This window comes from Paenibacillus sp. J53TS2 (assembly GCF_018403305.1).
GTDB lineage: Bacteria > Bacillota > Bacilli > Paenibacillales > Paenibacillaceae > Fontibacillus > Fontibacillus rhizolycopersici.
In genome coordinates, this window is the sequence record NZ_BOSK01000003.1 from 42156 (window position 1) to 56947 (window position 14792).

Annotated in this window: 11 protein-coding genes; 1 reads left to right on the forward strand and 10 read right to left on the reverse strand. The window is 56.1% G+C overall.

Annotation, left to right across the window (positions count from 1 at the left end; genetic code table 11):
• Position 1: 1 nt before the first annotated feature.
• The 9 genes from priA to KJS42_RS08100 all read right to left on the reverse strand — a co-directional run bounded on the left by priA (position 2) and on the right by KJS42_RS08100 (position 11774).
• Positions 2 to 2551 carry a primosomal protein N' gene (gene priA / locus KJS42_RS08060; protein ID WP_213622554.1) on the reverse strand — a complete coding sequence of 850 codons (2550 nt, stop codon included), beginning with the start codon at positions 2549 to 2551 and terminating at the stop codon, positions 2 to 4.
• Positions 2548 to 3768: a bifunctional phosphopantothenoylcysteine decarboxylase/phosphopantothenate--cysteine ligase CoaBC gene (gene coaBC, locus KJS42_RS08065; protein WP_193418621.1), complete on the reverse strand. Its 1221-nt coding sequence runs from the start codon at positions 3766 to 3768 to the stop codon at positions 2548 to 2550. The genes priA and coaBC overlap by 4 nt, the downstream gene beginning before the upstream one ends.
• A 95-nt stretch (positions 3769 to 3863) precedes the next feature.
• The gene (gene rpoZ / locus KJS42_RS08070) at positions 3864 to 4088 is read right to left on the reverse strand and encodes a DNA-directed RNA polymerase subunit omega (protein ID WP_155605534.1); all 225 of its coding nucleotides are present in this window, start codon (positions 4086 to 4088) and stop codon (positions 3864 to 3866) included.
• Between the two features lie 51 nt (positions 4089 to 4139).
• Positions 4140 to 4718, reverse strand: coding sequence for a guanylate kinase (gmk, locus tag KJS42_RS08075; protein ID WP_155605535.1), 579 nt, complete (start codon positions 4716 to 4718; stop codon positions 4140 to 4142).
• Between the two features lie 13 nt (positions 4719 to 4731).
• The gene (remA, locus tag KJS42_RS08080) at positions 4732 to 4992 is read right to left on the reverse strand and encodes an extracellular matrix/biofilm regulator RemA (protein ID WP_018751582.1); all 261 of its coding nucleotides are present in this window, start codon (positions 4990 to 4992) and stop codon (positions 4732 to 4734) included.
• A 53-nt stretch (positions 4993 to 5045) separates the two neighbouring features.
• On the reverse strand, positions 5046 to 5933 hold the full coding sequence (locus KJS42_RS08085; protein ID WP_193418623.1) for a YicC/YloC family endoribonuclease: 888 nt from the start codon (positions 5931 to 5933) through the stop codon (positions 5046 to 5048).
• 32 nt (positions 5934 to 5965) lie between these two features.
• A complete protein-coding gene (locus KJS42_RS08090) occupies positions 5966 to 7867 on the reverse strand; it encodes a bifunctional homocysteine S-methyltransferase/methylenetetrahydrofolate reductase (RefSeq protein WP_213622555.1) in 1902 nt (633 codons plus the stop codon).
• Positions 7868 to 8062: 195 nt separating this feature from the next.
• Positions 8063 to 8899, reverse strand: coding sequence for a diaminopimelate epimerase (dapF, locus tag KJS42_RS08095; protein ID WP_213622556.1), 837 nt, complete (start codon positions 8897 to 8899; stop codon positions 8063 to 8065).
• Between the two features lie 70 nt (positions 8900 to 8969).
• Positions 8970 to 11774, reverse strand: a complete 2805-nt coding sequence (locus KJS42_RS08100; RefSeq protein WP_193418630.1) for a calcium-translocating P-type ATPase, SERCA-type — start codon at positions 11772 to 11774, stop codon at positions 8970 to 8972.
• Positions 11775 to 11971: 197 nt separating this feature from the next.
• Between KJS42_RS08100 and KJS42_RS08105 the strand changes: the two genes are divergently transcribed.
• Complete coding sequence (locus tag KJS42_RS08105; protein ID WP_213622557.1) at positions 11972 to 13741, forward strand: Rqc2 family fibronectin-binding protein; 1770 nt, start codon at positions 11972 to 11974, stop codon at positions 13739 to 13741.
• A 162-nt stretch (positions 13742 to 13903) separates the two neighbouring features.
• On the opposite strand, the gene KJS42_RS08110 is transcribed toward KJS42_RS08105, so the two are convergent.
• On the reverse strand, positions 13904 to 14785 hold the full coding sequence (locus KJS42_RS08110; RefSeq protein WP_213622558.1) for a PHP domain-containing protein: 882 nt from the start codon (positions 14783 to 14785) through the stop codon (positions 13904 to 13906).
• Between the last annotated feature and the right edge of the window lie 7 nt (positions 14786 to 14792).

Sequence of the window (14792 nt, forward strand, 5' to 3'; positions counted from 1 at the left end):
ATTACATCAGCATTTGGGGATCAACGTCGATGCTGATCTGAAGGATCGCATCGCGCAATTGGTCCAGCGTCGTCGCCGCTGTCTCCCGGACCAGGCCCACCGCGTCGAGCTCGCCGCGGTATTTCACCATGCATTGGAACCGGTAGCGGTTCTTGATCCGCGGAATCGGCGAGGCCACCGGGCCTAGAATGTCCAGTGCGGCTGGCGCAAACCGATCCAGGCTACCAAACCACCCTTGGCGCTGAGCTTTAGCTCGCAGGTCACCGGCAAAATTCTCCGCCATCCGCAGCAGCAGCGGCAGCTTCTCATGCGACAACGTGACCAGGATTAACCGGCTGTAAGGCGGATAATGGAGCGTCTTGCGCGTTTTTAACTCTTCGCGGACGAACGACAAATAGTCATGACCGCTGGCGTGAACGATGGAATAATGCTCCGGCATATAAGATTGAATGAATACTTCCCCAGGGAGCTGATGCCGCCCTGCTCGGCCGGCGACCTGCGTCAGGAGCTGGAACGTTTTCTCCGCCGAACGGAAATCCGGAAAGTTCAGCGCCGTATCCGCGGCGATGACGCCAACCAGGGTTACGTCGGGGAAATCTAGCCCCTTCGCCACCATCTGCGTTCCTAACAGCACATCGCCTTTCTTTTCGCGGAACGCTTGCAGTAGCTTCTCGTGAGCCCCTTTTTCGCTGGTGGTGTCTACGTCCATGCGAATGACGCGGATGCCGGGGAACAGCTTGGCCAATTCCCCTTCGACCCGCTGGGTCCCGGTTCCGAAGTACCGGATATGCTCGCTGCCGCATTCCGGGCAAACGGACGGCGCGACTTCCGCGTAACCGCAGTAATGGCAACGCAGATTGTTCGACTTCTGATGATAAGTCAGCGAAATGTCGCAATCCGGGCACCCGGCTACATAACCGCAGGTCCGACACATCACGAACGTCGAATATCCGCGTCTGTTAAGCAACAGCACGGTTTGTTCGCCGCGCTCCAGCCGGGTTGCAATCCCCTGATGTAGCGCGCGGCTAAACATCGAGCGATTCCCTTCCTTCAGCTCCTCCCGCATGTCGACGATTTGAACGCCCGGCAACTGACTGCCGGAAGGACGCTGCTTCATTTCCAGCAATACAGGCGCAAACTCGCCGTAATCGCCGCCTCCCGAACGCGCCGCATGATAACTTTCCAGCGAAGGCGTGGCCGAACCCAGAATCACGGCTGCCCCATGCTGGCGAGCTCGCATCACCGCCACGTCCCGGGCATGATATTTCGGCGTCTCCTCTTGCTTATAGGAGGTCTCATGCTCTTCGTCCATCACGATCAACCCCAGATGGTTAAACGGAGCAAAGATCGCCGAGCGTGCGCCGATGGCCACCTCCACGCGACCCTCGCGAATTTTACGCCATTCGTCGTAACGTTCGCCGGTGGACAAGCGGCTGTGCATCACCGCTACCTTCGCGCCGAAACGCCCCTTAAACCGTTCGACCATCTGCGGGGTTAGCGAAATTTCCGGCACCAGCACAATCGCCTGCCGGCCCGACGCGATGCAGCGTTCGATCGTCTGCAAATACACCTCGGTTTTACCGCTGCCCGTGACGCCATGCAGCAGGAATACTTCATGCCGCTCCGCGTCCAGCGATTCCGCCAGACGGTGGTAGACCCGCTCTTGCTCCGGCGTTCGCGTCAGCGGTTCGCTATGTTGAAAGCGCCGACCTTGGTACGGATCGCGAAACACCTCAACGTCCTCAATGACAGCAAAGCCCTTTTCCGCCAGCTTTTTGACCGTTCCGGCCGTTACCTGTAGCGTCGACAATACTTCCTGCAGCGACATCGGCAAACCCAGCTCCAGCAGAAACTCCAGTACTTCCTTTTGACGGCGCGCCTGCGGACCAAACGAAGCTAACGCTTCCTGTGCTGCTTGGCCGCTAACTGAGGCAGACACGGTTTTGACCGTCTTCTTGCGCACCTTGTCCTTAATCGCTTGGCTTTCCGTCAGCACCCCCCGGGCCAGCATATCTTTGATCAAGCTGGCTGCGTCCGGGTATCTTGCGCCCAACTGGGTCATCGTTACCGAGTCGGAGGCCCGGACAAAGCCCAGAATCTCCTCTTCTTCCGGCGTAACGAGACGCGGCAACGTAAATAGGCGGTCTATGCTATCCGACGATCCCTCTTCGACCGTGACATCGGCGCCCGCCACGCGGATATACCGCTCGGCCTTGCCCTTTAAAGCCGCCGGAATCATCGCCTGCAACGCCGCAATCAGGCTGCAAGCGTACTTACGGCTCATCCACTCCGCCAATTCAACGAGATCCGGCGGCATCGGCGGCGTCATGTCGAGCAATTCCTGAATCGGTTTCATCCGTGCCCGGTCCATCTCCGGCTGTTCGTGCAGGGAAACAACAAACCCCTGAACCGTACGACGCCCGAACGGAACGCCAACCCGGCTGCCCACCTCGATCCAGCCGGCCATCGATTCAGGGATTATATAGTCAAAAGGCCGGTCGGTTTCCCGGCTCGGCACATCAACAATTACTTTGGCCATACGGTAGGTCATCGGTTCGTTCCCGCCAAACGCTCGCTGGCCAGCTCCAGAATTCGAAGCGCCACTTCGTCCTTGGCCATTTGCGGCACGGACAGAACCAAGCCGGACAAATCGTAAATGTTCACGATGTTGGTTTCGGAACCGAACCCCGCTCCCTGCGCGGTAACGTCGTTCGCGACCAGGAGATCGCAGTTTTTGCGTTTCAGCTTATCCATGGCGTGCTGCTCCACGTTCTCCGTTTCAGCTGCAAATCCGATCAGGAACTGCGTCGTTTTCTGCTTACCCAGCGTTTCTAGGATATCGATGTTTTTCACCAGCTCCAGCACGAGAGAATCATCGCTTTTTTTGATTTTTTGGACAGCGGTTTCCTTCGGCCGATAATCCGCTACGGCCGCCGCCTTGACCAGAATATCCGTATCCGCCCATTCCGCCCGTACCGCCTCGTACATGTCTTGAGCCGAGAGTACACGGGTGACCGGGATGCCGGTCGGCGGCTCCACCTGGGTATGCCCCGCAATCAGCACGACCTCCGCACCGAGGCGCTGTGCCGCTTTGGCGATGGCGAACCCCATTTTTCCCGAGGAATCGTTGGTGATATAGCGGACCGGGTCGATCCGTTCCACCGTACCGCCTGCGGTGATAACAACCTTCTTGCCGCTCAAAGGCTTTTGCGAAATACGGGCTTCCCGGGCATAATAGTCGTTAACAACCTGGACGATCGACTCCGGCTCCTCCATTCGCCCTTTCCCGGTATATCCGCACGCCAGCAGACCTTCCCCGGGTTCGATCATCAAGACGCCTCGCGCCGCCAGCTCCGCTAAATTGCGGGTGACCGCCGGATGCTCATACATGTGCACATTCATCGCCGGCGCAAGCATGATCGGAGCCTGGGTCGCCAGCAGCGTGGTCGACAGCATATCGTCAGCGATCCCTGCCGCCATTTTTCCGATGATATTCGCCGTTGCCGGCGCTACCAATACCAGATCCGCCCAATCGGCTAAATGAATGTGTGCGATCGATTCGGCATGCTTCTCGTCAAAGGTGTCGGTGTATACGAAATTTTTCGATAACGCCTGCATCGTCAGCTCTGTGATGAATTGGGTCGCAGAATCGGTCATGATCACGCGGACCTCCGCGCCTTCCTTCACCAGCTTGCTGCATAAGGACGCCGCTTTAAACGCGGCAATGCCGCCGGTCACGCCTAATAGAATCTTTTTGCCGGTTAACATCGCTACCCCTCGCTTTCCCCAAACGAAAAAAATAACAACCTCGCGGTTGTCGTAAAAAGAAGCCCGGAGGCCTTTCGTATATGTCTATAAGTTATCTAGTCTTTGGTATTCTCGACGATCTCTCCGATTTGGGGTTTCAGCTTGATGTAGTCGCCATAGATCTCTTCAAGGGCGATGCCCACTTGTTTATGCGATCTTGGCTGCTTCAATTCGCTTTTCTCCCCTTCGCGCAGCTGTCTGGCACGCCGGGAGGCGGCGACAACTAAAGAGTACTTGCTTCCGACTATTCCGAGCATTTTGTCAATCGATGGATACAGCATGTTCAAAACACCTCTTCTTATTTGGACTCATCACTCTATGAACGTTGGACTTTAGCACGACTTTCTAATTTTGCAATGTTCGGCGATGATAATGGATTGTATTCTTTGGCAGGCCAAATCGATCTCGTCATTCACGACGGCGTAATCATAATTCTCCATCAATCCGATCTCGTGGGCCGCCACACTCATGCGGTGATCGATCGTGGCCTGATTCTCCGTGCCCCGGCCTTGAATACGGCCTTTCAGCTCATCAAGTGAAGGAGGAAGCAGGAACACGAACACGCCTTCGGGGAATTTCTCCTTAACCTTGAGCGCCCCTTGAACCTCGATTTCCAAAATGATATCCTTCCCGCCAGCCAGCGTCTCTTCCACGAAATCGCGGGGAGTTCCGTAATAATTGCCGACGTATTCCGCATACTCCAAGAGCTGGTCATTTTCGATCATTCCCAAAAACTGCTCCCGGCTTTTGAAAAAATAGTTAATGCCGTTTTCTTCCCCCAACCGGGGTTGCCGCGTGGTGGCTGATACGGAATAAACCAGCTCCGGCATCCGTTTGCGCAGCTCGGTGCATACCGTGCCTTTGCCAACGCCAGACGGCCCGGACAATACGATAAGTAACCCTTTAGACATATCTCTCTCCATTTTATTCGTCGTTGTCTTCATCTTTGGTGGACAAACGGTGAGCGACGGTTTCCGGCTGCACCGCCGACAATATCACATGATCGCTGTCCGTGATGATCACGGCACGCGTCCGTCGCCCATATGTAGCGTCGATCAACATATGGCGATCCCTCGCCTCCTGAATGATCCGCTTGATCGGCGCGGACTCAGGGCTGACGATCGAAATAATCCGGTTGGCCGATACGATATTTCCGAAGCCGATATTAATAAGTTTGATTGCCATGTTCAGGTAGTTCCCCCTAATTTGCTTGACTCACCTGGTGCCGATGGGATGGCTTATTCGAGATTCGCCGCCTGTTCGCGGATCTTCTCCAATTCCGCCTTCATCTCGACGACCAGGTTGACTAGAGCCAAATGATTGGCTTTAGATCCGATCGTATTGGTTTCCCGGTTCATTTCCTGTATAAGAAAATCCAGCTTGCGGCCTACCGGTTCATATGCCTGAAGCAGGCTGCGGCACTGCTCGAAGTGGCTCTTCAGACGAATCAGCTCTTCGTCAATGTTGGACCGGTCTGCAAACACGGCCACTTCCATCGCAAATCGCTGTTCATCATAATTCCCATCCAGCAATTCGGCAAGCCGCCCTTTCAGACGGCTCCGGTATTCACTCACGACTTCCGGAGCCAACCGGACTAACTCACCGTGAATCGCCTCCAACCGCTGCAGGCGTTGACCCAAATCCGCGGCCAGATGCTTCCCTTCCCGCTCCCGCATGCCCAGAAGCCCAATCAGCGCTTCCTCCAAGCCTTCGGTCAATATCTGTTCCCAGTCAGACTCGGCACTGCCGGCCGGTGTTACTTCCGCAGGTGCCGTCAAAGCGTCCGGCAGGGACAAGAGATCCCTGGCGCTAAGCTTCGCATCAACGCTATAGTGTCGGGCGAGCTCATCAGCAGCCTTTAGATACGCTTCGACGGCCGGCCGGTTCAACACATAAGGAAGGGTGCCGGATTCATCGCGTTCTTTACTGATGTACACATCAATACGTCCCCGTTTGATATGGCGCTGAACCAGACGCCTAAGTCCGTCTTCATAGCACGTCCATTCCCGCGGCATCCGCAGGACGACCTCGGCGTACCGGTGGTTGACGGACTTGATTTCAAATTGGACGACGTAACCGCCATACGATCTGACGGCCCCACCGTACCCTGTCATACTGTGCGACACAGGCATCACATCCGTTACCCTATTGTAATTGATTATGTGAACCGAGACAAGTGGGCCGAGCTCGGTTTGGACTTCTCGCGAACATAATTCATCAAGGCGACATTCATTTCGTAGAACATAAACGGGGTCATGAGATAAATTCCGTTAAAATGCTCCATCGCCGTATCGAGCAATTCTTTGGCGATTTCGACCCCCATCGCCCGCCCCTCTTCGCCTTGAAGTCCTTCCATCCGTTTGCGGACGTCATCCGACAGCTGGATTCCCGGGACTTCGTTGTGCAGATATTCGGCGTTCTTTCCGCTAGCCAGCGGCATAATGCCGATGAATATCGGCACGTCCAGGTGCGCCGTCGCCTGCTTGATCGCCACGATCAGCTCGCGATCGTAGACCGGCTGGGTCATGATGTAATCGGCACCGGAGGCGATTTTCTTCTCCAGCCGTTCCACCGCTTTGTGAAGATGCTTCACATTGGGGTTAAACGCTGCGCCAACGACGAATTTGGCTTTTTGCTTCAAAGGTTTCCCTGAGAAGGAGATCCCGTCGTTCAACTGCTTGATCATCCGAATGATCTCGAACGACGTCAAGTCATACACCGAGCTGGCTCCCGGCAAATCGCCGAAACGGGCAGGATCGCCTGTCACGGCCAGGACGTGGTCGATCCCAAGCGCATCGAAGCCCATCATGTGCGACTGCGTACCGATGAGATTGCGGTCGCGGCAAGCGATATGCACCAGCGGTCTCAAGCCAAGCTGAGACTGGACCAGATGCCCCAGCGCCATGTTGCTCATCCGCGTTACGGCAAGCGAGTTATCCGCTAGCGTGAGCGCGTCGACGCCTGCTTCTTTCAAAGCCGCTGCACCTTCCATGAATTTGCCGATGTCCAGGTCACGCGGAGGGTCCAGCTCCACAATGACGGTATGACGCTGCTTCACGAGCTCGGTCAAGCTCGAAAGATCACGATCCTCGCCATCGATGCCGGCAGTTGCAGTAGTCGGCCGCTCTTTCAGCGTTACGGCAACGGACGAACGCGGCTCGGGCAGCTTCGTCTCGTTCGCCAGCGGCGCAACGGCATATCCCTCAAGTGCGGTCGCCATGGCGGCAATATGCTCCGGCGTCGTCCCGCAGCAGCCGCCGATCAATCTCGCGCCCAAATCCGCGAAGGAGCGGGCACATTCCCCAAAATATTCCGGCGTCGCTCCATATACATACTCTCCATCGATGTAGTCTGCCAAACCTGCATTCGGGAAGACGGACATCGGTACTTCGAGAGGACCGCCCACCCCGGCCATTACAGCCATAATGCCTTTTGGCCCGGAGTGGCAATTAAAGCCAAGCACGTCGGCCCCTTCCTGCACCAGCGCCCCGAAGGCCTCCGGAATCGTAAATCCATCCAGCGTACGTCCGATTTGATCGACGGCGAACTGGCAAATGACCGGAATGTCCGTCAGCTTGCGGGCTCTCCCCAAGGCAATCCGCATTTCTTCCAGGTCGTAAAACGTCTCGAACAGCAGCGCATCCACCCCTTCGGTCAGCAAGGCGGCAATATGCTGCTCGAAGTAACTCCCGAGCTCTTGGGCAGTGACGTTCGCCCGCTTGCCCCCGCGGATGGAACCGACCGCACCCGCAACGTATGCGCGGTCTCCCGCCGCCTGTTTGGCGATCCGTACCGCGGCCCGATTGATGTCTTCTACCTTGGCCTCCAGCCCGAATTTAGACAATTTATAGTAATTCGCCGAAAACGTATTGGTTTCCAACAGCCGAGCACCGGCATCGAGATAGCGGCGATGAATGTCGCCAATCACGTCCGGGCGCAGCAAATTAAATTCTTCATATGAAATGCCGACCGGAAAACCCAGCTGATACAAGTAAGTACCCATGGCTCCGTCGCCAACGAGAATTTCGCGTTTCCATGTCGTACGCAAATCCGGTTTCATGCTTCTGCCCCCTGACTGCCGTGATGTCTGATTCGCCTCATGATCAACCCGGCGCAAACTATTATCATATTAATTTAGCATAAATCGCTCAGAATGATAAGGTATCCTTCCACATCTCCTGCAAGGTTCGTCACAAAAAAGCCGGACCCCCGCTAAGGAGAGCCCGGCTTACTTGCAACAAGAATTAACGGAATGTTACATTTCGATGCTACCTTTATATACCTCTTCCGCCGGACCCGTCATGTATACGTGATTGTCGCGTTCACTCCATTCGATGAACAGGTCGCCGCCCTTAAGTCCGATCCAGGCGGCTCGATCCGTTAATCCGTTCAACACCGAGGAAACCAACGTGGCGCATGCGCCTGTGCCGCAAGCCAGCGTTGGGCCCGCACCGCGCTCCCAAACGCGCATCTCGACCCGCTGACGGTTCGTCACGGTGGCGAATTCGACGTTGATCTTACGCGGGAAGAACGGGTGCACCTCCAGCTTCGGGCCCCATGTTGCCAAATCAAAGTTTGGCGCATCGTTGACGTAAATGACGCAGTGCGGATTGCCCATAGAAACCGCCGTAAAAGTAAATTCCCGGCCGCTCGTCTCGATCGGCTGACTTAGCACCGGTTGTTGATCCAACGTCGTCGGCACGGCCAGACCGTCCAAGATCGGCTGACCCATATCTACCCGGACCGTCTTAACGGCTCCGTCTTCAACCTGCAAGGTCACCTGCTGAACGCCTGCACCTAACGTTTCGATCGTTACGTCCGTCTTATCCACTAAACGATGGTCGTATAGGTATTTGGACACGCAGCGGATCGCGTTCCCGCATTGCTCGGCTTCCGTGCCGTCCGAATTGATGATGCGCATTCGAAAATCCGCTTTCTCCGACGGGAGTATGAACACCAATCCGTCCCCGCCAACCCCAAAATATCGGTCACACCATTGAATTGCCAGCTCAGATACGTTGTCCGGCAGTTGTTGTTCACCGTAAAATACTAAGAAATCATTGCCTAGTCCGTGCATTTTCGTAAATTCCATGCTAACCCACTCCTGCATCGTTAAATGATAGGGTTAGTCTATCTTTTGCCCGGGGCAAAAGGTATTGATTTTATGCACGAATATTTGTACTTTTCGCGGTGACGAACGGGCGAGGCCCGCTGCTACGCCGGTTTCGTTTGCTGGACCAAACGCTGCCCGCACCCATCAGGAAGGTCGGAATGCCTGCGGCTACCAATGTGATCGCCCACTCCCGCATGCCAAGCGGTACCGTTTTGAAGATCGGTTGCAGCGGTTCGATGTACATGACTCCTAGCAACAGCGCGATCGACGACAGAACGGCGGCTACCAGATATTTATTTTGCAAAATGTTGCGGTGGAAAATCGAACGCGAGCTGCGGCAATCGAACACATGGATCAGCTGTGCCATGACCAGGGTGGCGAAAGCGACCGATTGCGCTTTGATCAACTGCGCCGGATCGCTTGGCGCGACCCGAAGTGTCAGCCAGAAGGCACCTAGCGTGCAAAGGCCGATGAGCACCCCTCGGCTGATGATCTTCCAGCCCAAACGCCGTGCAAAGATATTCTCGTTTGCGCCGCGCGGTTTGTGCTCCATCAGATCCTTCTCTGGCTGGTCGACACCCAACGCCATCGCTGGCAAACCGTCGGTCACGAGGTTGACCCATAAAATCTGGATCGGCAAGAGCGGCAGCGGCAAGCCGGCCAGCATGGCGAAGAACATCGTTAAAATCTCACCGACATTGGAAGCCAGCAAATAACGAATGAATTTACGGATGTTCTCGTAAATACTGCGGCCTTCTTCAATCGCAGCCACGATGGATGTGAAGTTATCGTCGCTTAGGATCAGCGAGGACGCTTCCTTCGACACGTCGGTGCCCGTTATGCCCATGGCGATGCCGATATCGGCCGCCTTGATCGCCGGCGCGTCGTTCACACCGTCGCCCGTCATCGCCACGACATGCCCATTCCGCTGCAGCGCCTTAACGATCCGCAGCTTATGCTCCGGGGATACCCGGGAGTACACGTAAATGTTCTCGACTTGCTTCTCCAGTTCTTCGTCACTAAGCATCTCCAGCTGTTGGCCCGACATCGAGGTACCACCTCGCGGCAAAATGCCGAGATCCGCTGCGATCGCCTCCGCCGTTAATCCGTGGTCGCCGGTGATCATCACCGTCTTGATGCCGGCCCGGCGGCAGACCGTGATGGCATCCCGTGCTTCGCGGCGCGGCGGATCGATCATCCCGGTCAAGCCGACGAAGATCAGCTGCGATTCCACATGATCCTCGTGATCCGACCCTTCCGCTGGTTTTAAGTCGCGGTAAGCCATCCCGAGCACGCGCAGCGCGCTGCGCGCCATTTGTTCATTGGCCGCTTGCACTTTCTGCCGGAACGTGCCGGTGAAGGGGACGACTTTGCCTTCCCACAAAATATAGGAACATCGCTCCAGCAGCATGTCCGGCGCGCCTTTGACCAGCGCCATTTTGCCACCTTGATGGGAGACGATCACGGACATCCGCTTGCGCTTAGAATCGAAAGGAAACTCCTGATCGCGGGCATACATCCCGCTTAAGGTTACGGGCGACAAGCCCATTTTGGAAGCTAGCGTGACCAATGCTCCCTCAGTGGGGTCGCCCTTTAGCTTCCAGAGCGGGCCGACTTGGGCAGCCTCTTCCTTCGTCTTGCGGCGGCCACGCTTCTCCGGGTCGTCCTCATAGATGACCGCGTTGCTGCACAAGGCGCTGATTTGCAGCAGCCGGCGCAGGCTTTGGTCCTTGCGCAAATCGACGGGCATGCCTTGATCGAGAATGTTCCCTACAGGCTCGTACCCTTCGCCCGTCACTTCCAGCGACCGTCCTTCCAACCACACCCGGGTAACGGTCATTTTGTTCTGGGTCAGCGTGCCGGTCTTATCCGAACAGATGACCGAGGCGCAGCCCAGGGTCTCCACCGACGGCAGCTTGCGGACGATCGCCTTGCGCTTGATCATACGCTGCACGCCCAACGCCAATGCGATCGTCACGATGGCCGGCAAACCTTCCGGAATAGCCGCAACGGCCAGACTGACCCCGGCAAAGAACATGCTGTTTGCCGGCTGTCCTTGCAGGATCCCCAGCAGCACCACAACAACGGTCAAGCCAAGCGCCATGTAAATCAGAATTTTGCCGAGCTGCTCCAGACGCCGCTGCAGCGGGGTTTCTTGGACCTCGGTATTTTGGATCAAATCGGCGATTTTTCCCATCTCGGTGTCCATACCCGTGCGAATGACGACTCCTCGACCCGTACCGCGCGTGATCATCGTGCCCATGAAGCCGATATTCTTCTGGTCACCCAGCGGAACATCGCTTTCGCTAAGCACTCCCGCATGTTTACCCACCGGATGGGATTCGCCGGTCAATGCGGATTCTTCCACGTCCAGGCTATTTGTGGCTAACCAACGGATATCCGCAGGAATCCGGTCCCCGCTTTCCAGCAGAACGATATCTCCCGGAACAAGCTCTCTAGCCGGTATGTTCTTGACGACACCATGGCGTAGTACGTTAGCATGGGGCGCGGACAGCTCTTTCAGCGCCCGTAGGGAACGTTCCGCGCGGAATTCCTGGATGAATCCAAGCACCCCGTTCAGAATAACGATGGCGATGATCGTGATGGCATCCAGATATTCGCCGAGAAAACCAGAAATCAGCGTGGCGCCCATCAGCACCAGCATCATAAAATCCTTAAACTGGTTCAGAAACAGCAGGATCGGGGAGATACGTTCTCCCTCCTGCAGTTCGTTCCAGCCGGACTCCTCGCGTCTCTTCAGCGCTTCTTCATCGGTCAGGCCCTGTTCACGCGTGACGCCGAAGCGTTCCAGAAGCGCTTCACTGCTCCACTGGTGCCAGAATTTTTGTTCCATCCTCCTTATTCCCCTTCCGTTTATTATGCAGTATCGGCGTGAAGGCTTTTCCACCTAGGGTAAATGTATTCCGGCCAGTCCCAAATTATCACAGAGGAGCCCTTAAGTTTTTGCCCGAAGTATGGCATCATAGAGGAAGGCTCCATCGCTGAACAACCTCTTTCATTTATAAGAAAAGAATAGGAGAATCTCATAAAATGGCACTCGACGGTATCGTAACTCGAGCGATCGTACACGAACTGCAAGTTTGCATCGGCGGTCGCATCAATAAAATACATCAGCCTGCAGGGAGCGATCTCGTCTTTCACCTGCGCACGCAGGCTGGCAACAAACGACTCTTGCTGTCGGCAAACCCGACGTATCCGCGGGTTCATTTCACGGAAGCGTCATTTCCCAATCCGCTAGAGGCGCCGATGTTTTGCATGCTGCTGCGCAAGTACTGCGAAGGTGGCAGCATTGAAGCCGTGACCCAGGTCGGCATGGAACGGATCATCCATATCGACGTTCGTACGCGCGACGAGCTCGGCGACTTATCCATCAAACGAATCATCGTCGAATTGATGGGACGACACAGCAACATCATTCTGGTCGATCCGGCCACCGGGACCCAGTTGGACGGAATTCATCACGTAACGCCGGCGATTTCCGGCTACCGGGTCGTCATGCCCGGGTTCGCCTATACGGCGCCGCCGGAGCAGCATAAGCGCAATCCGCTTGAAGCGGATCGCGAGTCCTTTATGGCTGCTTGGCGAGCGGCAACGGCCGAAGGCAAAGGCACTGGCAGCGGATGGCTGGTCGACGCCTTTGGCGGACTAAGTCCGCTGATGGCCGGCGAAATCTACGCTCGTGCCGGAGTTGGCGTTGCCGCGATGGAGATCGGGCTGAACCCGGAGGAGGCGGAGCGGTTGTGGCAGGCTTCTTCCGAATTAATGGAGGAGGTTCGCGGCCAACAATACGCCCCCATGACCGGCGAGAACGCAAAGGGGAAGAGCATCTTCTCCGCTATTCGGCTCACAAGCGCCTGCGGGGAAATTCGCACCTACCCTTCGATCAGCGAATGCATGGAGGACTACTACGGGGATAAAGCACTGCGGGATACGGTCAAGCAAAAGACGAGCGACCTGCTACGTTTCCTGCAGAACGAGCGGAACAAAAATGTAAAGAAGCTGACCAACTTGGAGCAAGACTTGAACGAAGCGGAGGACGCCGAACGTTACCGCATCTGGGGTGAGTTGCTCCTTCCTTCGCTACATGCGATCCATAAAGGCGACACCTCCGCTGAACTGGTCAACTATTACGATGAAGAGCAGAAGATGGAGACGATTCCGTTGGATCCGCTGCTGACGCCTTCGGAGAACGCCCAGCGTTATTTTAAGAAATACAACAAGTTCAAGAACAGCCTCGCTGTCATCGACGAGCAAATGGTACTAGCCAAGGGGGAAGTCGCCTATCTCGAAGGCTTGCTGCAGCAGTTGAATGACGCGACGTTAAGCGATATCGACGAGATCCGCGAGGAGCTGACCCAGCAAGGGTACTTACGGGATCGGGCCAAACGGGGGAAGAAGAAGAAAAAAGGCGATCGTCCGACGCTGCATGTCTATACCTCGTCGGAGGGCATCGAAATTTACGTCGGCAAAAACAACCTGCAAAACGAATACGTCACGAATCGGCTCGGCAAACCCAACGATACTTGGCTGCACACCAAAGACATTCCAGGTTCGCACGTGCTGATCCGCAGCGAGTCGTATGGTGACGCGACGCTGAATGAAGCCGCGCAGCTCGCCGCCTATTTCAGCCAGGCGAAGCAATCGAGCAGCGTCCCAGTCGACTGCACGTTGATCCGTCACGTCCGCAAACCAAGCGGTGCCAAACCCGGCTTCGTGATTTACGACCATCAGCGGACGTTATTCGTCACGCCGGAGGAGCAGATGATTAAGACATTGCCGAATACGGTGAAAAACGGCTGATGACCGAGGCTCGCGTGGGAAGGACCGCCCGCCCATATGAAGGTCCAAATGCAAAAGTGCAGTTGAACTCTTCCGAAACTGCTGCACTTTTGCATTTGCTCCATAAATAAACGGTGCTCCAAAGGGATTCAAGATTCATAACCCCTTCGGAACACCGTTTTTTCAGTTCTCTTCTGCCCATGCAGCTGCCGCCGTCTGCCTCAGCCGTTCAACCGTCCCTGGCGGAGCCGTGCGTCCGCCCAAATCCCCATGGAATACGACGCCCTGCCGCACGCCGTGGTAATCGGACCCACCGGTGACGATGAGCCCATACTTCTCAGCCATCGCAGCATAACGGAGCTCCTCCTCCGGCCCGTGGTCGGAGTGGTACACCTCGATCCCGGCCGGCTTCCCGCGCTCTACGATCGACCGTACCAAATCATCATCGCTGTATAGACCTGGATGAGCCAGCACCGGCACTCCGCCCGCCTCACGGATCCAGGCGATTGCCTCCTCCGGGGCGATGCGCGGCAACGAGGCGTATCCCGGTTTGCCTTCGGCCAAATACCGATCAAAGGCATCCCGCATATCGGACACATACCCTTTGCGGACGAGGGTATCGGCGATATGGGGTCGACCGAGGCTTTCATCCGGACGCAGCGGTCGGGATAGCCCCGCCTTCACCTCCTCCAGTGTAATCGAAAGGCCTAATTGCTGGAGCTTAGCGATAATCAACCCATTCCGCTCTTCTCGCACCAAGCGCAGCCGGGCTAACCGCTCCTTAAACCGGTTATCCTCCGGATCTACAAAGTACCCCAGTACATGAATATCTTTTTCTCCGACCCGGGTACTGATTTCGATGCCGGGGACGACGTCCAATCCAAGCTCTTTCCCGGCCAGCAGTGCCTCCGCGATCCCGGCAACGGTATCATGGTCCGTGATGGCCAAGCCCGTTAGCCCTTTCTCTTTGGCCATCCTCACATTTTCCGCCGGTTGATTCATCCCGTCCGAAGCTTGAGTGTGCGTATGTAGGTCATAACGTTCCATTGCTGTCTGCTTTTCCATGTCCATC

Coding starts and splice junctions, on each gene's coding strand:
- priA (WP_213622554.1), bottom strand. CDS start 2,551: ATGACCTACCGTATGGCCAAAGTAATTGTTGATGTGCCGAGCCGGGAA.
- coaBC (WP_193418621.1), bottom strand. CDS start 3,768: ATGTTAACCGGCAAAAAGATTCTATTAGGCGTGACCGGCGGCATTGCC.
- rpoZ (WP_155605534.1), bottom strand. CDS start 4,088: ATGCTGTATCCATCGATTGACAAAATGCTCGGAATAGTCGGAAGCAAG.
- gmk (WP_155605535.1), bottom strand. CDS start 4,718: ATGTCTAAAGGGTTACTTATCGTATTGTCCGGGCCGTCTGGCGTTGGC.
- remA (WP_018751582.1), bottom strand. CDS start 4,992: ATGGCAATCAAACTTATTAATATCGGCTTCGGAAATATCGTATCGGCC.
- KJS42_RS08090 (WP_213622555.1), bottom strand. CDS start 7,867: ATGAAACCGGATTTGCGTACGACATGGAAACGCGAAATTCTCGTTGGC.
- dapF (WP_213622556.1), bottom strand. CDS start 8,899: ATGGAATTTACGAAAATGCACGGACTAGGCAATGATTTCTTAGTATTT.
- KJS42_RS08100 (WP_193418630.1), bottom strand. CDS start 11,774: ATGGAACAAAAATTCTGGCACCAGTGGAGCAGTGAAGCGCTTCTGGAA.
- KJS42_RS08105 (WP_213622557.1), top strand. CDS start 11,972: ATGGCACTCGACGGTATCGTAACTCGAGCGATCGTACACGAACTGCAA.
- KJS42_RS08110 (WP_213622558.1), bottom strand. CDS start 14,785: ATGGAAAAGCAGACAGCAATGGAACGTTATGACCTACATACGCACACT.